Source organism: Nonomuraea sp. NPDC052265 (assembly GCF_044547985.1).
Classification (GTDB): Bacteria; Actinomycetota; Actinomycetes; order Streptosporangiales; family Streptosporangiaceae; genus Nonomuraea.
In genome coordinates, this window is the sequence record NZ_JBIUBJ010000025.1 from 105,792 (window position 1) to 123,657 (window position 17,866).

Genomic DNA, 17,866 nt, shown 5'->3' on the forward strand with positions numbered 1-17,866 from the left:
ACTTGAATAGAACTTCGTCTAATCAGTAGCCATGATGTGGCGCTGCTTAGATAAATGTCAAACTAGTTGCGCGGATCCCGTACTGTGACGGCCCGATCGGAAGGCGAGTTCAGGAGCCGGTGCACCTGGACGGGCGTGCGGATCTCGACGGCATGCGAAGGGATCCTCGCCTCGTCGAACGCGAACGCCGACGGGGCAGGGCTGGGGCGGCGGCCACGCGGGTGCGCCGCGGCGGTGTCCACGTGCCACACGCTCGCCCGCAGGGACAGCGAGTCCACCAGCCACAGCTGATAGTCGTCGCGGTGCTCGGCCAGGTAGGTGATGTAGCGGGTGAGTGCGGTTCGGGCGACGGTTTCGGCCGTGTCGGCGGTGACGGTCCCCTCGGAGTGCTCGCCGGGAGCCCGCTGCCAGCCTCTGGCGTGCAGGTCGGTGTACTCGACGAGGTAGGCGAACCGCTCGGTGGCCGCGGGCGCGATCAGCCGGGCAAGCCCTTCGGCCGCCTGCGCCGCCAGCCCGGCCCACTCGGCGATGCCGGCGTACAGCGCCGCCTGCTCTCTGCACTGCGAAGCGTCGTCGTCGTGGGTGGCGGCGGTCTCGTCCAGGCGCGGCATGTTGAGCAGGGCGGCCACCTGTCGGAGCCTGCGGGGAGGGACCAGGCGGTCCCGTACCTCGGTGAGATCGTGCGTCACGGCCCTCAGTGTGGGGGCCCGTCGAACAGCCGGTCACGGGAAACCCAAAAGATTTTACAAGCCGCCCTCCCGCTTTCCCGCCCTTCCGCCCTCCCTCGCGCCGGCTCGACCGGCTGCGCGAGCAGAACGGCCAGACACTGCGCGAGCTGTGCGAACGCCTGAACATGGCACGCCAGTCGGCGACACAACATCTGAACGTCCTGGAGCAGGCCGGCCTCGTCACCGTCCTGCGACGCGGACGGATCAGGCGCCGTCGAGGTCGTCGGCCCGCGTGGGCGAGGCCGAGTCCCCGACCCGTCTCGTCGTCACCTTCGACGATTCCCCCGACGCCGAACCGTCGAGGGAATCGTCGGTCGTCACCTTCCTCGTCGAGCCGCGCCAGGACATCGTCCGCCTCACCGTGACCCACGAGAACCTGCCCAACCAGGCACGCGCTCGGCGAGGCCGAACTCGACACACCGGTGCCCACCCTGCTCCTGTCCAACGGCGCGGTCCTGGTCGACCAGCTCGTGCCGTTGAGGGACCTCATCACGGGCCTCGCGGACGTCGAGCTGCCCACCCACACCGGACAACTCCCGGCCCTGCTGCCGGACGATCGGCGCAACGCTTCGTAGGAACCGGGTTCGTTCACTTCGCCGGGTTCGACGTTCCCGGGCGTTCGGTGCGGGTGGGGTCGCCACGTACGAGTTCGTCGTGGACGCGCCGGCGGGCGGCGGTGACGGCGCGCTCCGCCGCCTGGTCGTCGTGCTCGATGCGCTGTCGCAGCAGCCGTACGGCGATGCGGCGGTTGAGGCTGAACTGCCGTTCGGTGTCCACCACGACGACGATCCCCGTGGGCCGGTGGGTGGCTCGTACGGCGGTGCTGGCCTTGTTGCGGTGCTGGCCGCCGGGGCCGCCGGTGCGGCAGGCGACGAATTCGACGTCCGCCTCGGTGAACGTCGTGCGCGGGGTGTCGACCTGGCATGGCCGGGCGATGACGTACCAGTTCTTGCGGCCGGTGCCGGCCCGGTAGGGGCTGGGGGCCTGCCAGCACAGGGTTCCGGTCCAGGAGGCGGCGAACGCCTCGGCGCCCTCGCCCTCGATCCGGACGAGAACCGATCGGTAGGTGCCGGGCCGGTCGCCGGGAACGGTGTGGGCCCGATGGGTTCCCAGCTCCTGCCGGGTGGCCTCGCCTTCCAGGCGGTGCAGCAGCTGGGCCAGCGCCCAGGCGCACTCCTGCGGGCCGCGCCCGGCCGACAGGAGCAGGTGGACGCTCACGACCGCCCCCGCCTGCGCCGCTGGTTCCTCTCGGACGCCGGCCCGAGGTCGGGTGTCTTGTAGGTGACCAGGGGGATCGTGGTGGCCACGGGCGTGGCCAGGCCGTGGTCGACGAGGTCGTTGATCACTTGCTCGATGCGCTTGTAGGCGGTCGGCGCCTCCTCGAAGAGCAGCTGGCGGTCGCCGCACACCACCAGCGACCCCATCTGCGTGCGGCGCAGCTCTTCGACCGTGTGCTTGGCCCGGCCGCGGCGCAGGGCGTCGGCGCGCGACATCTTGCGGCCCGCGCCGTGCGCCACGGAGTGGCCGGCGTCCGGTCCGGCGTGGGCGGCCACGAGGTAGGAGGGGGTGCCGCGCGTACCGGCGATGAGCACGTCGCGGCCGTCGCCCGGCGCCGCTCCCTTGCGGTGCAGGTAGCCCCCGTCGCGGAGTTCGACCAGGTTGTGGCACTGGTCGAGGATCGGCTCGGTGGGCTCGAACCCCAGCGCGTGGGCGACCCGGGCGGCCAGCAGCCGCCGGTTGAGCGACCCCCACCGCACGGCCTCGTCGTGCATGGCCAGGTAGGCGCCGGGGTCAGGGGCGGGGCCCGCGCCGTGGACGGCGGTGTGCTCGCGCAGGATCCGTTCGCCCAGCCCCCGGGAACCGCTGTGGACGATGAGGACCAGGTCACCGGCGTCGAGACCGAGACGGCCGGCGTGGTCGGGCTCGAAGACGGTCCCGATCCGGGCCAGCTCGACGAAGTGGTTGCCCCGGCCGACCGTCCCCAGGCCCTCGACGTGACCGGCGGGGACGTCGCCCTTCATGACGGCCCAGGCGGGATCGTCGGCGTCGCGTTCGGGGTCCAGCGCCCGATCGAGGTCGGGGAACCGGGCGGCGAGCTTCTCGGGTACGGCGCGCCTGAGCCTGACGGGGAACACGGCGATGCCGCAGCCGATGTCGGACCCCACCAGGAACGGATACAGGACGGCCGACGTCATGGCGGCGCCGATGGGCGCGCCCTTGCCCGGGTGCAGGTCCGGCATGGCGGCGACGTGCGTCATTCCGTCGAGGGCGGCCACCTGGTGGCACTGCGCGACGGCGTCGGACTCGATCCAGCTGGTGGGGGAGGCGAACACGGTGACGGTGGCCCCCGCGGCCGGAGTGGGCGGGGCCGGGTGCTGCTGAGACAAGGACGCTCTCTTCGCTGAAGAAGGGGATGGGCAGACGGCATCACGGCGCGGGCCTGCGCCGTGGCGTCTCGAATGGGCGGGGTGTGATCCGTCAGAGCCTCATGGGCACCACATTCCCGGAGCCCCGGCCTGCCGGGCAACCGATTTTCGGCCGCACCGGCGCCACAGGACGAGGCCCAAGGGGCTTTCTGTCTGTCTGACAAAAAGCTAGGGTGGAGCCATGGCCGACGACCCATGGCAGCCGCCGCGCATCCTGCTCGCGGTCGACCTGGTGATCCTCACCCTTCGCGACACCCGCCTGCACGTCCTGCTCGTCGAACGCGGTGTCGGCCCCTTCCTCGGGGCGCTCGCCCTGCCGGGCGGCTTCCTGCACGACGAGCACGAGGACATCGAGGCGGCGGCGCGGCGCGAGCTGGCCGAGGAGGCGGGCCTGTCGGACGTGCATCTGGAGTCCCTGGGCGTGTACGGCGAGCCGGGCCGCGACCCGCGCGGCCGCGTCGTGTCCGTCGCCCACCTGGCCATCGCGCCCCGCCTGCCGGAGCCCGTCGCCGGCACCGACGCCGCCCGCGCCTCCTGGACACCGGTGGACGACGCCCTGGCCCCGGCCACGGCACTGGCGTTCGACCATCGCCGCATCCTCACCGACGGCGTCGAGCGCGCGCGGGCCAAGCTGGAGCACACCGCCCTGGCCACCGCGTTCTGCGCCGAGACGTTCACCGTCTCCGAGCTCCAGCAGGTGTACGAGGCCGTCTGGGGCGTGCAGCTCGATCCCCGCAACTTCTACCGCAAGGTCCAGGGCGCCCGCGGCTTCATCGTCGCCGGCGGCCCGATGCGCAAGACCCCGAACGGGCGGCCCGCCCGGCTGTTCAAGGCGGGTCCGGTCCACGAACTCAATCCCCCGATGACTCGGCCTTAGGAGGTCGATGATCGTGATCGTCATCCTCACCGCACTGGATCTGGAGTATCAGGCCGTCCGCGGACACCTGACCGATCCGCGGGTGCACCGCCACACCGCCGGCACCCGCTTCGAGGTCGGCCGCCTCGCGAACGGCGGCCACCGGGTGGCCCTGGGCCTGGTCGGCAAGGGCAACCATCGCTCGGCGGTGATCGCCGAGCGGGCGATCGCCGAGGGCAAGAAATGGATCGCCTTCGAACGCCAACGCGAGAAGGTGCCCCTCGCGGAGGTGAGCAAGGCCGTGAACGCCATCTTCGCCTGACGACGGCGCCGCCCGTACACCCCGGCGCTCCGGCACGGCTTTCGGCCCGTCGTCCCTCGGCCGGGTTCGAGCCTGTGCTTCGATGTTGCCTTGTCAGCACATCGAAGGAGAGGTCACCGATGCCAGACCTTGACGACCCGGCCGCCACGTTCAAGGAGTTCGACCGTGACCGGGACGGATACATCACCCGCGAGGAGTTCGCGCTCGCCATGAACGCGCGCGGCGAGGAGGTCACCGCGGCCGAACTCGACTCGATCTTTCACGTCTCGGACGAGCACGACGGGGACGTGGACGGGCGCATCTCGCTGGCGGAGTTCCTGGTGGCCTGGAACAGGTGACGGCACACTCGCCCTGACCCGGCGGCCGGCGTCACCGGAGATGATCGGCCGCCCAGGTGCGGAACGTACGGGGGGTACGTCCCAGTACCCGCTCCACGTCATGGGTGAGCCGGGCGTTGCCGTCCCGTGCCACCAGCCGGGAGCCGTCGACCGCGACGTCGGCGAACTCGGCGTCCATCCCGGCGGCGAGCAACTGCGTGCGGTAGACCTCCAGCGGCACGTCCACCGTCTCGACGGGCCGCCCGAGCGTCTCGCCCAGCATCTTGGCCATGTCCGGGACGCTGAGCAGTTCGGGCCCGGTCAGCGTGAGGACGGACCGCACATGCTCGTCGGACGTCAGCGCCCGCACCGCCACCTCCGCGACGTCCCGCGGATCGACGACCCCCTGCCTGCCCTGGCCCGTCGTGTTCGGCACCGGCCGCCCGCGCCGGACCTGCGGAACCCACCTCAAGGCGTTGGAGGCGAAGCTGGACGGCCGCAACACCGTCCAGTCCAGCTCACCCGCGCGCAACGCCTGCTCCCCGGCCCGATGCCAGTCCCCGACCTTGGCGCCGCCGTGTTCCTCTCCCGTGCCGATCGCCGAGAGCTTCACCACCTTCCGCACTCCCGCGGCCCGCGCCGCCGCGACCATCGCCCCGTCGTGCCGGGCGAGCCGCGGGCCGGGGGCACTGAGCAGGAACACGGCATCGGCGCCGCGCGCCGCTCCGGCCAACGACCCGGGATCGTCGAAATCCCCCTGTACGACTTCCACTTCCGGCGACACCGTGACCTTCGACGGTTCCCGCGTCATCGCCCGGACCCGCTCACCCCGGCCCGCCAGCAGCCGGACCACCTCACCGCCGACCGTGCCCGTGGCACCTGTGACAACAATCATGCAGCCCACCCTGTCACCCCGCCCACCAGCCCTTATAGGAACTTTCGGCACACGTGCGCACCCCGTGGCGCGGCTACCGTGTGGTCATGAGCATCGAGGTCCCGATGGCCGTGCCGGACGGTCTGCGTCCGCTGGTCGAGGCGGTGAGCGTGCTGAGGGCGGAGGATCCCGCGGCGGGTGAGCGGCCGCCGCTGGTGCACCTCCCCGACCCCGGCACGTCCCTGATCTTCCGTACGACCCGCGCCGGGCACAGCGACCTGCTCGTGATCGGCCCGCGTACGCGTGCCTCGTACCACGTCGGCAAGGACCTGCCGTTCTGCCTGCGGTTGCGGTTGCGTCCCGGCGCCACCCGGCCGTTGCTCGGCGTCCCGGTGAGCGAGGTCGTGGACCGGGTGGTCCGCCTCAGGGACCTGTGGGGCGCCTCCTGCGAGCCGCTGAACGCCGCCCTGGGGCACGCGGGCGGCGACCACGGCCTGGTACTCCGGCATCTGGAGGCGGCGCTGCCGGCCAGGATCTCCATGGACGGGGCAAGGCGCGAACTGGTCCAGGCCGCCGTCCGAGCGCTGCGCGGCCGTACGGGCGCACGACGCGAACCGCTGCCCGCCCTCGCCCGCCACCTCGCCGTCAGCGAACGCCACCTGCGCGGCCTCTTCGCCGACGCCGTCGGCCTGTCGCCCAAACGCTACGAACGCATCGAACGCGTACGCAAAGCCCTCGCCCTCGGTCGCTCCGACGGCCCCCGCTGGGCCGACCTGGCCACGGCCACGGGCTACTACGACCAGTCCCACATGACGGCCGAGTTCCGTACGCTGATGGGCGTCACCCCTGCCGCCTTCTTCCAGGGCCGCCTGCCCGCCCTCCAGCCCTGCTGACACGCTCGCGGTCCCGGCCCTGGCGGGTGTGGCCGGCGGCGGTCACCCGGGGTCCGCGGCCCGGTCGTAGGCGGAGCGGGCCTCGTGGATGTGGCGGCGATCTGTACGTGGTCGAGGACGCGGTGGCCGGCGAGACCCCGCTCGGCCACCGCGCCGCGATGGCCCGCCTCACCGCTGCCGGGGCGACCCCGGTGCCCGCCAGAGATCGAAGGGGGTGGGGGAGTGGCCTTCCCAGATCCGGCGGGAGGCCTGTTCGGGGTAGGGCACGGTCTCCGGCTCGGCGTCCAGGACGCGGGTGAGCCGCTGGTCGGGCCGGTACGCGGCCCATCCCGCGTCGCCGGTGGTGACGAAGCGCATCCATGCCTGCCTGAGCTCGCGGGCGAGCCCGACGGCCTCGGGGGTGGGCTCGTCGCCGATGAGCTGCGCGCCGATCGGGCTGTCCAGCGTGCCGAACGCCAGGGGGACGTCCAGGCTGTGGCAGGCGCCCAGAGCACCGCCGAGTGCCGGGGCGGGCCAGCGCAGTTCGAACAGGTACGAGGTGCCCCCGGCCGCGGCGTTCGCCTCGGCCAGCTTCTGCGACGGCATGCGGAAGAGGGCGTCGGAGTACACCGTCTCCACCAGCTCCTCGGGCCCGGCCTGCGGAAACGCGGCGCGGTACGCCTCCGCCCCGCGCGGCCGGGGGGCGAGCAGGTCCAGGGCGGTACGCGCGTCCTGTTCGGTGAAGGTGCCCTGCCGTCCGCTCATGACGCTGAACAGCCGGAACTCGTCCCGGGTGTGGCCGACGAGCAACTCGATCCCGCTCGCGCGCCCGCCGGTCAGCGCGGACCAGGGCGTTTCGGGCAGCACCTCGCCGTCGACGACGGGGCACAGGGCGGTGCCGGTCTCGGTGAGCCGTCCCCAGCTCTCCCGGTGCGCATGGAGGCTGGCGTTGAAGGAGGTGAGCTCCGCGGCCAGACGCCAGGGGTCGATGTCGCGCATGGCCGCGGCGGTGGGGGACGTCGCGCCGAGCCGGTCCGCGAGCGCCGCGGTGACCTGCCGTGCCAGCGCGGGCGTGCTGTGCAGCCCCGGCACCGAGTGGGCGATGGCCCGCCGGAACAGGCCGCGCGCCGGCTTCATCGTCAGGAGGGCGGCGACCGACCCCGCCCCGGCGGACTGCCCGGCCACCGTGACCCGGCCGGGGTCGCCGCCGAACGCGGCGATGTTCCGCTGCACCCACTCCAGCGCCGCGATCTGGTCGAGAAAGCCGCGGTTGGGCGGCGCGTCGTCGAGGAACGCGAAGCCCTCGGCGCCCACGCGGCAGTTGATGGTCACCACGACGAGTCCCGCCTCGGCCAGCACCGCGGGGTCGTACATCGGGTCGCTCGACGCCGCCGAGACGTAGCCGCCCACCGGGATCCACACCAGCACCGGCAGTCCCGCCGCCCCGGGATCCGGAGTGCCGACGTTGAGGGTCAGCCAGTCCGTGCCCTGCGGCGGACCCAGGTCGACCGGCAGGGACAGCGGCACCGGGGGGCCGAACTCCGCCGCCTGCCTCGTCCCGTCCCAGCGGTGCGGCGGGGCGGGCGCGGCGAAGCGCAGCGCTCCCACCGGGGGCTGGGCGTAGGGGATGCCGCGGAACACCGCGTGCCCCTGCCGCCGGCGCCCCTGCACCACACCTTCCGCGGTCCGCACCCTCGGCTCTTCGGGCATGACGCCTCCTTCCTCGAACGGACCCCCATGGTTATAGGTCAACTGTATTATGTCAACCGTATGGGAAAGACTCCGGAGTGACGAGGGAGAGGCCCGCGATGCCGAAACAGGTGGACCACCGCGAACGCCGCGAAGCGATCGCCCGCGCGCTGTGGCGGGTGGTGGAGCAGCGCGGCGTCACGCACCTGACGACACGGGTGGTGGCGCAGGAGGCGGGCATCTCCCTGGGGCAGTTGCAGCACTACTTCGCCTCCCGGGCCGCCATGCTCTCCTTCGCCATGGACTTCGCCTCCGAACAAACCTCGCTGCGCGTCCAGCAGGGCCTCGAAAGGCTCGGCGACCGTCCGCACCCCCGCGACGTGCTGCGACTGACGCTCGCGGAAATGCTCCCCCTGCACGCCGACGCCCGCGCGACCAGCCGGATGAGCGCCGCCTACGTCCTGGAGGCGCTGCACGACGAGGCCGTCCACGAGCAGGCGCGCCGTGGCCTCCTCCAAGGACGGGCCCTCGTCGAGCGGCTGGTCCGCCAGGCGATCGCCGACGGGCACATCGACTCCGGCCGCGACCCGGCGACCGAGACCAACCTGCTCCTCGCCCTCACCGGCCTCACCCCCCTGCTCGAACTGGACGTGATCACCCCCCAGGACGCCCTCACCGCGATCGACCTGCATCTCGGCAGGCTCTTCGGCGAGAACACCCGCAGCACATGACCCCCGCTCAGCGGCGGACACGTGGCCGATGCCCCGAGGTGTCGTCTCAGGAGCGCGGGGCAGGGAGCGCGTCGCTGAGAGAGGTGAGCAGGAGGTGGCGCTGGAGCAGGGTGAGCTCGCCGACGCTGGTGCCGGGATCGATCCTGGCCTGGCGCAGGGTCCGGGTGATCTGGTCGGGGGTGTGCTCGGGCAGGGCGCGCAGCAGGGTGGTGGCGTCGGCGGCGATGGTGGTGGCGTCCCTGCGCGCGAGGAGCTGTTCGAGGGTGAGCCGCCTGGCGGAGACGGCGGCGCGTAGCTGGGTCTCGGACAGCGGCCGGGACATCGGGCCGGATGGGGGTGCGGCCTCACCAGATCGAGGGGCGGTCCCGAGGCCGCGGGCGGCGGCGACCGGCGACGACGGTCGCGGACCGCCGGAGAGCAGGGTCTGGGTGGCGATCAGCAGGCCGCCGATGGCGGCCACGGCGGAGGCGGCGATGACGAGGTGGCGGCGGGTCAGGCGGCGGCTGTCGCGGGCGATGGTGAGCCCGATGACGCCGGTACGCAGCAGCACGCCGGTGACCATGCCGAGCAGGATCGGCACACTCTGGGCGGGCAGGGGCGCCACCGTCGCCAGGACGACGCCGGCGGCCGGGGCCAGGCAGGACAGGGCCAGCCAGGGTGCGGCCGGTCTGCGTGCCAGGTCCAGCATGGCGGTCAGGGCAAGCCCCTCGCTGGCCGAGTGGATCACCAGGGCGGCCACCACGACGGCAGAGGCGGCCAGGGCCAGGGTGGCTCCCTCGATCATGCGGTGCAGGGACAGCGCGGCGGCGGTGCCCACGCCGCCGTAGACGGCGGCGCTGACCGCCTCCTTGACCCGGCGGTGCAGGCCGGGCGCGTGCCGCCCGCCACCGGCCTTGTCGCCGTGACCGTGCCCGCAGCCCTTACGGGTGAAGAAGGTGATGACCAGGAAGCCGAACGCGCCGGCCAGCCCCACCACCCACAGCGGCACGCCGGTGGCGTCGGCTTCGTGCCAGGCGTCGGGCAGCAGGTCGACCAGGGCGGTGATGAGCATCAGCGCCGACGCGACGGCCAGCCAGATGCTGATCGTGGCGTTCTTGCGGCGGGCCAGGGAGGCGCCGATCAGCGTGGACAGCGCCACCAAGGCCACAGCGGCCCACGTCGTCCAGGCCGGCAGGGGGGTGTCGGGGGCGGAACCTTCCACGTTCAGGTCGAACAGGGTCAGGACGTGCAGGGGCAGTGACGGCGGCGTCGATCCCCCGAGCGGCACGGACATGACACGGCCTTTCCGGCGTGGGTGCGGAACTGGTGGGCGGTCGTCGCGTGGTGACACCGCGACGACGGACGGCGCGAGCGGACGAGACGGGCCGCTCGTCAGTGACCGGCGGCCGGGTCGCGGGTGGAGAGGTGCGAACGCTCGGGGAGTGGCCGCGGCGATGCGGCGTCATGGGCGGCGTGGGTGGGCGGAGGGCCGTGCGTGTCCAGGTCGGCCAGCGCGGCGCGCAGGTGACCGAGTTGGGTGTGCAGGTTGTGCTGCAGGCTTCGGCCCTGCTCGGTGATGGCGCGTTCGAGCCGGCCGATCTGTTCGTCCAGGGCTTGGCGGGTGGCGTGGGTCAGCGCGTCGGCGGCCGATGTGGCCTCGCGGCGCAGGTGTTCGGCGTCGGCGTGGGCTTCGGCGAGGATCTGGCGGGCTTCCCGCTGGGCGGACTCCAGGGCTTCCTGGGCGCTGCGATGCGCCGCCGCGAGCACGCCGGCGTCGGTGGGCGTGCTCGCGGGAGGGGCGGCGCCGAGGCGTTCGCGAAGTTGGGTGTTGTCCTGCCAGAGCAGGTTGAGCGTGGTCTCCACCTGGGCCAGGAACGCGTCCACCTCGGCCAGGTCGTAGCCGGAGCGCAGGCGGACGACGGTGAAGACCTGGTGGTGCACCGCGGAGGCGGTCAGCAGGGCGAGCCGGCCGGACGGGCCCGCCGGAAGCGGTGGTGTGGTGGCGCCGTCGAGGGCGGCGTGGCTGTGGGGGAGGTGGAGGCCACGGTCGTGCTCGTGGCCATGGTCGTGCTCTTCGTGCTCGGCGTGCATGAGGAACTGATCCAGCCTTTCACCGTCGTCTCGATGTCGTGACTAGGCAGGGCGCGGGGCGCTCCGGCGTCGTCCATGGACGAGCCGGAGCGGGATCGGCCGCGCGAGCGTGGGGTGACGGTCCGACCGCCGAGGTGCGGGCCGCCGTGGCGGCTAGGACGCGGTCGTGCCGTGGTCGTCGTGGCAGTGCCCGGCGCCGCAGCCCTGGTCCTGCCCGGTCATCGCGGTGTGATCGTCGGCGCAGTCGGCCTCACCGCCGGGCACACAGGGCGCCGTGGGGTGGTCGTGGCCCTCGTGGCCCTCGTGGTGATGGTGGTCGTGGGGCTCGGTCACTGGTCTTCCCTTCGCTCGGTGGCGCCGCTTTGGGGACGCGTGCGTGGGGGTCACCTGGCGGTTGGAGAGCGGACGGTTCTCATGGAACGAGCCCTTCCTGTGCGCGTGGCTGCACCGGTGCGGGGAATCTGTACAACGCGAACCGGGCCGACCGGCGAACTTCTACGGTGTGTGGTTGACGCATTACCGAAAGTTTAAACATCTGATCAGATGTTCAGGAGTAAATCCTGATCCTGACGGATCACCCGACATGGCCTCTTGACCTTCGGGGCGACAACAGCCAGCATCTGTACATATGAACATTCAGTCAGGTGTCGTGGCTCGTGCCGACACCGGGGCCGCCCGCTGCGTCCTGCCTTCCGTGGCCATCGCGCAGGACACCGGGCTTCCGTCGGTGCCGGCCGACCCGGTACGGATCCGGACGCCCCGGCCACGACCGCGTGAGCCGGGTGTCCGCGACCCCGTCATCGGAATCTTCCACGTCACCCACCCTCCGAGGAGCTCCAGGCATGTCTGAGCAGCAGGGGCACGACCACCGCCATGACCACGATCACCGCGGACACGGCCATGGGCACGGGCACGGGCACGGGGTGAGCGCGGATGCCGACCGGCGCTACCTGCGGGGAGCGCTCGCGCTGATCGCCGGTTTCATGGCCGTGGAGGTGGTGATCGGCCTGATCGCCGGTTCGCTGGCGTTGATCTCCGATGCCGGGCACATGCTCACCGACGCCATGGCGATCGTGCTGGCGCTGGTCGCGATGCGGATCGCGGCCCGGCCACCCCGTGGCGGCTTCACCTACGGCCTCAAGCGCGCCGAGATCATCTCCGCCCAGGTCAACGGCATCACCCTGCTGCTGCTCGCGGCGTACTTCACCTTCGAGGGCGTCCGCCGCCTGATCGAGCCGCCCGCGGTCGAAGGTCTGTTCGTGATGGTGACCGGGCTGGTCGGCATCGCCGTCAACATCGCCGCGACCTGGTTGCTGTCCAAGGCCAACCGCTCCAGCCTCAACGTCGAAGGCGCCTTCCAGCACATACTCAACGACCTGTACGCCTTCATCGCCACCACCCTCGCAGGCCTGGTCGTCTGGCTGACCGGCTGGTACCGCGCCGACGCCATCGCCGCCCTCGTGGTCGCCGCCCTGATGCTGAAGGCCGGATGGGGTCTGGTCCGCGACGCGGGAAGGGTGTTCATGGAGGCCGCCCCCGCCCGGCTGGACCCGGCCGAGGTGGGCCGCCAGATCGCCGCGATCGACACCGTGATCGAGGTGCACGACCTGCACATCTGGGAGGTCACCTCCGGCTATCCGGCGCTGTCGGCACACGTGCTGGTCGTTCCCGGCGCCGACTGTCACGCTGCCCGCCTGGCCGTCGAGCGGCTGCTGCGCGAACGCCACGACATCGGGCACACCACGCTGCAGGTCGACCACGCCACGCCCGGCAGCCACGCCTTCGACGAGGACGGCGCCCTGCAACGCCTGACGCCGCACTGTCCCGACCCGCACGGCCCCACCCATCACGCCCCGTGGCCCGACGCCGCCGTGGTCGTGACCACCGCTGCGGCCACTGCCGACAAGTCACCCGCACACCAGCCGGCCACCTGCCACGACGGCGACCACGGCACGTGATCAACGCCCGGCCGGGCGCCCCGGAAGACCCCGTCGGCAAGGCAAGCACTCGCCTGCGCGCGCCGGCACGGAGGCCTGGCCGTGCCCCGGGGCGGCGGCAAGGGACCCGCCAGGCCGCCAGGACACCACCACGGGCACCGACGGGGCCAGACGCCCCAGCGGGAACCTTGGAAGCAGCCCCCGGCAGCCGTCCACGAAACGCCCGACGCATCAAGAGCTGATCAGCCCCCAATCAGGTCGTGCTGTCATCAGGAGGGCTTGGTGAATAACTCGTTCGTGCGCCCACTCGCACTCGCCGTGGCTCTGGTCACGGCGCCAACCGCCTCCGCCGCACCACCTGTGCGGGCCGCCGAGCACGCCCAGGCCGCCCCCAGAGTGGTCATCGCCATGACGCACGCCCAGGGACGGGTGACCGGGCATCGCGCGCCGCTGACCGTGCACCTCGGGCCCGGGGTCGGTTACCCGGTCATCGGCCGCCGTCCCGCCGGAAGTCTGGTGGACCTCGCTCGTGTCGTCCTGGGCAGCCGCGTCCACGGTGATGCGCGCTGGTACCGCCTGGCCGACGAACCCGGTTACGTCTCGGCGCACTACATCCTCAGCGACACCCGGCTCACGCGGCCCCGTCCGCGGACCTGATGGTTCCGCAGCCGCCGCCGACCCGTCGCGAGGTGCTGCGTTCGGGGGCGATCGCCGCGCTGGTCGCCGCGATGGATCTGTCACCGTCCAGGCCGCCCGCCGCCCTGGCGCCACCGCCGGCGGCCGACTCGGGAAACCTCCCCTCCACCGGCCGGATCCTGCTGCGGGGCGGCCGGCTGCTGCACAGCACCGTGCTGCAGTCCTTCGCCTTCGACGAACGCAACAAGCTCCTGTACGCCCTTCAACTCATGCAAGGCGGCGTCCGCCTGGACGGAGAACGCCGCACCCGCACCCACGCCGAACGCGCCCGGCGCGGCGATCTGTGCCTCAACCGGCTCTCCCTGGACGGCACGCTCACCGGATCGATGTATCTGCTGGGTTTCGGTCACGGCGGCGCCATTGGCGTTCAACAGACCACGGGCCCCGACATCATGCTGTGGACCGAGTGGGACGCCAGCCCGGCCTCCGGCTACGGCCGCGGCATCTGCCGCTTCTCCTTCATCGAAGGTGCCGTCCTGACCCCTGACAGCCCGTGCCTGACCACCTTCCGGCCGCTACCCGGCTCGACGAGCAACGCCCCCACCCTCGATCCCGGCTCCGGCCGGTTGCTGCTGCGCTACAAGCTCGCCGGCGAGCCACGCCTCCGGCTTCTGGACCTGCGCCGCACGGCCTCCGGTGACCTTCGCCCGCTCGCCGACCTTCCCCAGCCCGGTGCCGCGCTCGCACTGCCCTTCCAGGGCATGGCCCTGCACGCCGACCACGCCTACCAGCTGCTCGGCAGCGCCTACGGCCCCGCCAACCCCGTCTCCTCGCCCGGGAACATCCGCATCTACCGCGTCCACCTGCCCAGCGGCAAGGTGGAACAGCAGGTCCTGGACCGTACGGCCAGGAATCTCGTCCCCCGCGAACCCGAAGGGCTCGCCGTCCTCGCATCCCCCGGCGCCGGGCCGCTGCTGTGCATGGGCCTGACCCGAGGCCCCGTACGGGACAAGTCCTTCTCCCTCTACACGCGGCCCTTCGGTTGAGTGCCCGCGAAGATCACTGCACGGCCTTCGTGCACGTCGCCGTCCTGCCATAGCCTTCTTCCGGGGGAGAGGCCGCAGGGAGGGGCAGGATGCAGCTCGGCAACCTTGAACGATCGATCATGGAAGCCCTGTGGCGGTATCCGCACGGCATGTTCGCCCACGACCTGGCAGCCGGTCTGCCGTCCCGTCCAGCCGTCACGACGGTGCTGACCGTGCTGATGCGCCTGGCGAACAAGGGCATGGTCTCCCGCGAGCGCGTCGGACGGGCCCATCTCTACAAGGCGACCGCGGGCAAGGACGCCTTCGTCGCCGAAGCCATGCGCGCGGCGCTGGAGGAGGCCGGCGACGCGGTGGCGGCGGTGCAGCGGTTCGTCGGCACGGTGACGCCCGAGGTGGCCGCGGCCCTGCGCTAGGCGCTGGACGAGGAGATCGGATCGGCACGATGATCGGCTGGCTCGCCGCCGCCGGGGTGGCGTTGCTGCCGGTGGCGCTGGGCGATCGCGCCGCCCGCGCCCGTGCTGACGCTCGCGCTGTCCGGGCTCGGCCTGCGGCTCTGGTACCCGGGCCGGCCCGGGGACATGTCGGTGGAGGCCGGCTTCGCCCGTGACATGCAGGCCCACCACGCGCAGGTCGTACAGCTGGCACTGATCATCCGCGACCGGACCACCGACCGCGAGGTCCGGACGCTCGCCTACGACCTCGCGACCACCCAGCAACAGCAGATCGGGCAGATGTACGCCTGGCTGGACATGTGGGGTCTGTCCCAGGCCGCGCCGGGACCGCGCATGGCCTGGATGCGGCAGGGCCCCCAGAACATGCCCGGCATGGGGCAGCAGTTCGCCCAGATGCCCGGAAGTGGAGCCTGACGATCATCGATCCGGCCTGGCTCAACTGGTACCTGCTGGCGCTGCTGTTCTGGCGGTTGTCCACACCGGTGTGGAAGCGGATGAAGTACCCGGTGCCGGTGGCGATCGTGATCTACCTGGTCGCGGGCGCTTCTCGGAGATCTCCGGCGACTTCAGCATGGACCGCTTTTTGGGCCCATGCCCTTCTTCGTCATCGGGCTCGTGCTGCGTCCGGAGCACTTCGACCTGCTCGGCGGGCGCCGGGTCAAGCCCGTCGCCGTCCTGGCGCTGGTGCCCCGGCGCGAGACCTGGTTCACCGACCTCGGCACCCGCACGCTGTACTGCTACCTGCTGCACGGCGTGGTCGTCCTCGTCGCCAAGGAGCAGGGGTGGCTGTCCTTCCCCTGGCTCTTCGGGCCGCTCGGCGCCCTGGCCATCCTGTCGAGCTGCTTCGCCCTGACCATCGTGCTGTGCCTGCCGCAGACCCGCGGCCTGTTCAAATGGGTGCTCGAACCCCGCCTGACCTGGCTCTACCGGCGGCCGTCGAAGTAGGCCCCGGCTACCAGCCGACCTCGTCGCAGCCGGTGTGGCCGTCCGGCTCCACCTGCAGGGTCGCGTGCGCGACGCCATGACGGGTACGGAGCAGGTCGCGGGCCTGGTCGAGGACGGCGTGGTTGTCGCTCTGGTCGCCCGTGACGAGGTGGGCGGTGGCGACGTTCATGCCGGAGGTCAGCGTCCACAGGTGCAGGTCGTGCACGTCGCGCACACCCTCGATGGCCGCCAGGTCGGCCGCCACGACGGAGGCGTCCATGCCCTCGGGCACGTGCTGGCCGAGCACCGCGAACACCTGCCGTCCGAGCGAGATCGCGCGTACGGCGACGAACACGCCGATGGCCAGTGCGATGACCGTGTCCCAGAACACCTGGCCGGTCGCCGCGATCAGCCAGCCCGCCGCGATGACGCCGACCGAGCCGGCGGTGTCGGCCACCACCTCAAGGTAGGCGCCCTTGACGTTGAGGCTCTCACTCGCGCCGGACCGCAGCAGGAACAGCGCGATCAGGTTGACCACCAGACCGAGCGCGCCCACCACGAGCATCGGCCCGGAGGAGACCTCGGCCGGGCCGATGCTCCTGCCGATCGCCTCGGCGACCACGTACACGGCGACGCCCAGCATGAGCACCACGGCCAGCAACGAGGCGAACACCTCGGCCCGGTAGGAGCCGTAGCTGCGCCGGCCGGTGGTGTCGGGACGGGTGGCGATCCGGGTGGCGATCAGTGCCGCGCCGAGCGTGACCACGTCGGCGGCCATGTGCCCGGCGTCCGACATCAGGGCCAGCGAACCCGAGATCAGGCCGTAGGCCAGCTCGACCAGGAAGAAGCCGCCGATCAGGACGAACGAGACCGCCAGCCGCCAGCGGTGGCGGCCCGCCGCGTGCCCGTGTCCCGCGCCCATCAGCGGCCGCCCTCCCGCTCGGGATGGATGGCCTCGGTGTGCTCGGTGTGCGCCAGCGCCAGGTCCAGCAGCATCCGTACGTGCGGATCCTCCAGCCGGTAGTACGCCATCCGGCCCGAACGGCGAGCGGCCACGATACGGTGCGCGCGCAGCAGGCGCAGCGCGTGGGAGACCGCCGACTCGCTCTGCCCGGTCACCGCCGCCAGGTCACACACGCACAACTCGCCGTCCAGCAGGGCGACCAGCAGCTTCAGCCGGTTGGGGTCGGACAGCAGGCCGAAGATGTCCGCCGTGTCGGCGAGGTCCTCGGCAGCGGGCATCCGCTCGCACACCGCGGACACCCGGTCGGCGTCCACCACCTTGACGGTGCAGCCGTCCACCACCAACACATTCTCACCTGAAGAACTGTTCATATGTGTATTCTGTCGCCAATGCAACAATTGTCAACGCCCAAGCCCCGCCCCACCCCGCAACCCCACTGACCAGCCGCCCCCTCTCCCCGCCGAAGACACCGACCTCCAAGCCGCCCACGGCCCCGCCCCCCTCCACAAGAGCCGCAACGGACTCGCCATCGTCAACCAGACACGCAGGCGCCCGTACCATGCCGGAAACCCTTGACCATCCGCCAATCCGCGCGCGCAAACCCTCCAACAACTCGACCGAGCAAACCACCGCTTGGCGCGAGCCCACCAGGTAGGCGACGTCTGCCTTCCCGGCGACCGTAGCGTGAACGTCTCCACAGGAGGCGTGTTGATGACGTGCGATGCGGGGATCAGTGCTGGGATGGATCAGCCGCAAAGGCCCAGCCACAGCCGTACAGCACCGGCCACATCAAGAAGCCCCTGACTGGAGTTTCCACCGGTCAAGGGCGCTTTGCTACTGGCCAAGCATGGCCGCCGGCAGAATACAAACCTGCGGCACCCGCTTTAGGAGAGCTCGAGTCGTTCGGAGTCCAGTTCGTCTATTGATCCTGTGTTCCGCGTAATTCAGCGTCCTAGAGTCACGAATCTGGGGTCTGACCTGTGCGGACATGGGTGAGGGCGCCTGAGAGGCGTTTCTCTAGG

General features: G+C 71.7%; 22 protein-coding genes and 2 pseudogenes. 14 read left to right on the forward strand and 10 right to left on the reverse strand.

Going from position 1 to position 17,866, the window contains the following annotated elements:
* Positions 1-62 precede the first annotated feature (62 nt).
* Entirely contained in the window at positions 63-689 is a 627-nt protein-coding gene (locus tag ACIHAD_RS42350; protein WP_397360469.1) for a hypothetical protein, read from the reverse strand.
* Positions 690-697: 8 nt separating this feature from the next.
* Between ACIHAD_RS42350 and ACIHAD_RS42355 the strand changes: the two are divergent.
* The 3 genes and pseudogenes from ACIHAD_RS42355 to ACIHAD_RS42365 form a co-directional block, all read left to right on the forward strand.
* Positions 698-916: pseudogene (locus ACIHAD_RS42355) on the forward strand (winged helix-turn-helix domain-containing protein); the annotation flags it as partial.
* Positions 917-960: 44 nt separating this feature from the next.
* Positions 961-1,083: pseudogene (locus ACIHAD_RS42360) on the forward strand (hypothetical protein); the annotation flags it as partial.
* A gap of 67 nt (positions 1,084-1,150) precedes the next feature.
* A complete protein-coding gene (locus ACIHAD_RS42365) occupies positions 1,151-1,303 on the forward strand; it encodes a hypothetical protein (RefSeq protein ID WP_397360470.1) in 153 nt (50 codons plus the stop codon).
* A 13-nt stretch (positions 1,304-1,316) separates the two neighbouring features.
* Here the strand turns inward: ACIHAD_RS42365 and prfH are convergent, their stop codons facing one another.
* Both prfH and ACIHAD_RS42375 read right to left on the reverse strand, forming a co-directional pair.
* Entirely contained in the window at positions 1,317-1,946 is a 630-nt protein-coding gene (gene prfH, locus ACIHAD_RS42370; protein WP_397360471.1) for a peptide chain release factor H, read from the reverse strand.
* Positions 1,943-3,115, reverse strand: coding sequence for an RNA ligase RtcB family protein (locus tag ACIHAD_RS42375; RefSeq protein WP_397360472.1), 1,173 nt, complete (start codon positions 3,113-3,115; stop codon positions 1,943-1,945). The genes prfH and ACIHAD_RS42375 overlap by 4 nt, the downstream gene beginning before the upstream one ends.
* 220 nt (positions 3,116-3,335) lie before the next feature.
* On the opposite strand from ACIHAD_RS42375, the gene ACIHAD_RS42380 reads away from it, so the two are divergent.
* From ACIHAD_RS42380 to ACIHAD_RS42390, 3 genes are all read left to right on the forward strand, one after another.
* Entirely contained in the window at positions 3,336-4,031 is a 696-nt protein-coding gene (locus tag ACIHAD_RS42380) for an NUDIX domain-containing protein (RefSeq protein ID WP_397360473.1), read from the forward strand.
* Between the two features lie 7 nt (positions 4,032-4,038).
* The gene (locus ACIHAD_RS42385; protein WP_397360474.1) at positions 4,039-4,332 is read left to right on the forward strand and encodes a hypothetical protein; all 294 of its coding nucleotides are present in this window, start codon (positions 4,039-4,041) and stop codon (positions 4,330-4,332) included.
* A gap of 119 nt (positions 4,333-4,451) precedes the next feature.
* Positions 4,452-4,670 (forward strand): EF-hand domain-containing protein, encoded by a 219-nt coding sequence (locus tag ACIHAD_RS42390; protein ID WP_397360476.1) that lies wholly within the window; start codon positions 4,452-4,454, stop codon positions 4,668-4,670.
* 31 nt (positions 4,671-4,701) lie between these two features.
* Here the strand turns inward: ACIHAD_RS42390 and ACIHAD_RS42395 are convergent, their stop codons facing one another.
* Positions 4,702-5,544, reverse strand: coding sequence for an NAD(P)H-binding protein (locus tag ACIHAD_RS42395; protein WP_397360478.1), 843 nt, complete (start codon positions 5,542-5,544; stop codon positions 4,702-4,704).
* A gap of 86 nt (positions 5,545-5,630) precedes the next feature.
* Here ACIHAD_RS42395 and ACIHAD_RS42400 point away from each other — a divergent pair, with 86 nt between their 5' ends.
* Complete coding sequence (locus ACIHAD_RS42400) at positions 5,631-6,416, forward strand: helix-turn-helix domain-containing protein (protein WP_397360480.1); 786 nt, start codon at positions 5,631-5,633, stop codon at positions 6,414-6,416.
* Positions 6,417-6,584: 168 nt separating this feature from the next.
* On the opposite strand, the gene ACIHAD_RS42405 is transcribed toward ACIHAD_RS42400, so the two are convergent.
* Entirely contained in the window at positions 6,585-8,105 is a 1,521-nt protein-coding gene (locus ACIHAD_RS42405) for a carboxylesterase/lipase family protein (protein ID WP_397360481.1), read from the reverse strand.
* Positions 8,106-8,203: 98 nt separating this feature from the next.
* Here ACIHAD_RS42405 and ACIHAD_RS42410 point away from each other — a divergent pair, with 98 nt between their 5' ends.
* Complete coding sequence (locus tag ACIHAD_RS42410) at positions 8,204-8,815, forward strand: TetR/AcrR family transcriptional regulator (RefSeq protein WP_397360482.1); 612 nt, start codon at positions 8,204-8,206, stop codon at positions 8,813-8,815.
* 46 nt (positions 8,816-8,861) lie between these two features.
* On the opposite strand, the gene ACIHAD_RS42415 is transcribed toward ACIHAD_RS42410, so the two are convergent.
* The 3 genes from ACIHAD_RS42415 to ACIHAD_RS42425 all read right to left on the reverse strand — a co-directional run bounded on the left by ACIHAD_RS42415 (position 8,862) and on the right by ACIHAD_RS42425 (position 11,218).
* Positions 8,862-10,088 carry a hypothetical protein gene (locus ACIHAD_RS42415; RefSeq protein ID WP_397360483.1) on the reverse strand — a complete coding sequence of 409 codons (1,227 nt, stop codon included), beginning with the start codon at positions 10,086-10,088 and terminating at the stop codon, positions 8,862-8,864.
* 98 nt (positions 10,089-10,186) lie between these two features.
* Positions 10,187-10,885: a DivIVA domain-containing protein gene (locus ACIHAD_RS42420; protein WP_397360484.1), complete on the reverse strand. Its 699-nt coding sequence runs from the start codon at positions 10,883-10,885 to the stop codon at positions 10,187-10,189.
* A 153-nt stretch (positions 10,886-11,038) separates the two neighbouring features.
* Complete coding sequence (locus tag ACIHAD_RS42425; RefSeq protein WP_397360485.1) at positions 11,039-11,218, reverse strand: hypothetical protein; 180 nt, start codon at positions 11,216-11,218, stop codon at positions 11,039-11,041.
* Positions 11,219-11,727: 509 nt separating this feature from the next.
* Here ACIHAD_RS42425 and ACIHAD_RS42430 point away from each other — a divergent pair.
* The 6 genes from ACIHAD_RS42430 (at position 11,728) to ACIHAD_RS42455 (ending at position 15,901) form a co-directional block, all read left to right on the forward strand.
* Positions 11,728-12,843: a cation diffusion facilitator family transporter gene (locus ACIHAD_RS42430; protein WP_397360486.1), complete on the forward strand. Its 1,116-nt coding sequence runs from the start codon at positions 11,728-11,730 to the stop codon at positions 12,841-12,843.
* Positions 12,844-13,104: 261 nt separating this feature from the next.
* Positions 13,105-13,479 (forward strand): hypothetical protein, encoded by a 375-nt coding sequence (locus tag ACIHAD_RS42435; RefSeq protein WP_397360487.1) that lies wholly within the window; start codon positions 13,105-13,107, stop codon positions 13,477-13,479.
* A complete protein-coding gene (locus ACIHAD_RS42440) occupies positions 13,479-14,504 on the forward strand; it encodes a hypothetical protein (protein WP_397360488.1) in 1,026 nt (341 codons plus the stop codon). The genes ACIHAD_RS42435 and ACIHAD_RS42440 overlap by 1 nt, the downstream gene beginning before the upstream one ends.
* Positions 14,505-14,593: 89 nt before the next feature.
* Entirely contained in the window at positions 14,594-14,917 is a 324-nt protein-coding gene (locus ACIHAD_RS42445; RefSeq protein ID WP_397360489.1) for a BlaI/MecI/CopY family transcriptional regulator, read from the forward strand.
* Between the two features lie 102 nt (positions 14,918-15,019).
* The gene (locus tag ACIHAD_RS42450; protein WP_397360490.1) at positions 15,020-15,370 is read left to right on the forward strand and encodes a DUF305 domain-containing protein; all 351 of its coding nucleotides are present in this window, start codon (positions 15,020-15,022) and stop codon (positions 15,368-15,370) included.
* 177 nt (positions 15,371-15,547) lie between these two features.
* On the forward strand, positions 15,548-15,901 hold the full coding sequence (locus ACIHAD_RS42455) for a hypothetical protein (RefSeq protein ID WP_397360491.1): 354 nt from the start codon (positions 15,548-15,550) through the stop codon (positions 15,899-15,901).
* Positions 15,902-15,908: 7 nt separating this feature from the next.
* Here ACIHAD_RS42455 and ACIHAD_RS42460 read toward each other — a convergent pair whose 3' ends face one another.
* Both ACIHAD_RS42460 and ACIHAD_RS42465 read right to left on the reverse strand, forming a co-directional pair.
* Positions 15,909-16,802 (reverse strand): cation diffusion facilitator family transporter, encoded by an 894-nt coding sequence (locus ACIHAD_RS42460; protein WP_397360492.1) that lies wholly within the window; start codon positions 16,800-16,802, stop codon positions 15,909-15,911.
* Positions 16,802-17,191, reverse strand: coding sequence for an ArsR/SmtB family transcription factor (locus tag ACIHAD_RS42465; protein ID WP_397360494.1), 390 nt, complete (start codon positions 17,189-17,191; stop codon positions 16,802-16,804). The genes ACIHAD_RS42460 and ACIHAD_RS42465 overlap by 1 nt, the downstream gene beginning before the upstream one ends.
* Between the last annotated feature and the right edge of the window lie 675 nt (positions 17,192-17,866).

What these genes read in the sequence shown, in the direction of transcription:
- ACIHAD_RS42380 (WP_397360473.1), top strand. Translation starts at nt 3,336, where the DNA reads ATGGCCGACGACCCATGGCAGCCGCCGCGCATCCTGCTCGCGGTCGAC.
- ACIHAD_RS42385 (WP_397360474.1), top strand. Translation starts at nt 4,039, where the DNA reads ATGATCGTGATCGTCATCCTCACCGCACTGGATCTGGAGTATCAGGCC.
- ACIHAD_RS42390 (WP_397360476.1), top strand. Translation starts at nt 4,452, where the DNA reads ATGCCAGACCTTGACGACCCGGCCGCCACGTTCAAGGAGTTCGACCGT.
- ACIHAD_RS42395 (WP_397360478.1), bottom strand. Translation starts at nt 5,544, where the DNA reads ATGATTGTTGTCACAGGTGCCACGGGCACGGTCGGCGGTGAGGTGGTC.
- ACIHAD_RS42400 (WP_397360480.1), top strand. Translation starts at nt 5,631, where the DNA reads ATGAGCATCGAGGTCCCGATGGCCGTGCCGGACGGTCTGCGTCCGCTG.
- ACIHAD_RS42405 (WP_397360481.1), bottom strand. Translation starts at nt 8,105, where the DNA reads ATGCCCGAAGAGCCGAGGGTGCGGACCGCGGAAGGTGTGGTGCAGGGG.
- ACIHAD_RS42410 (WP_397360482.1), top strand. Translation starts at nt 8,204, where the DNA reads ATGCCGAAACAGGTGGACCACCGCGAACGCCGCGAAGCGATCGCCCGC.
- ACIHAD_RS42415 (WP_397360483.1), bottom strand. Translation starts at nt 10,088, where the DNA reads ATGTCCGTGCCGCTCGGGGGATCGACGCCGCCGTCACTGCCCCTGCAC.
- ACIHAD_RS42420 (WP_397360484.1), bottom strand. Translation starts at nt 10,885, where the DNA reads ATGCACGCCGAGCACGAAGAGCACGACCATGGCCACGAGCACGACCGT.
- ACIHAD_RS42430 (WP_397360486.1), top strand. Translation starts at nt 11,728, where the DNA reads ATGTCTGAGCAGCAGGGGCACGACCACCGCCATGACCACGATCACCGC.
- ACIHAD_RS42440 (WP_397360488.1), top strand. Translation starts at nt 13,479, where the DNA reads ATGGTTCCGCAGCCGCCGCCGACCCGTCGCGAGGTGCTGCGTTCGGGG.
- ACIHAD_RS42445 (WP_397360489.1), top strand. Translation starts at nt 14,594, where the DNA reads ATGCAGCTCGGCAACCTTGAACGATCGATCATGGAAGCCCTGTGGCGG.
- ACIHAD_RS42455 (WP_397360491.1), top strand. Translation starts at nt 15,548, where the DNA reads ATGCCCTTCTTCGTCATCGGGCTCGTGCTGCGTCCGGAGCACTTCGAC.
- ACIHAD_RS42460 (WP_397360492.1), bottom strand. Translation starts at nt 16,802, where the DNA reads ATGGGCGCGGGACACGGGCACGCGGCGGGCCGCCACCGCTGGCGGCTG.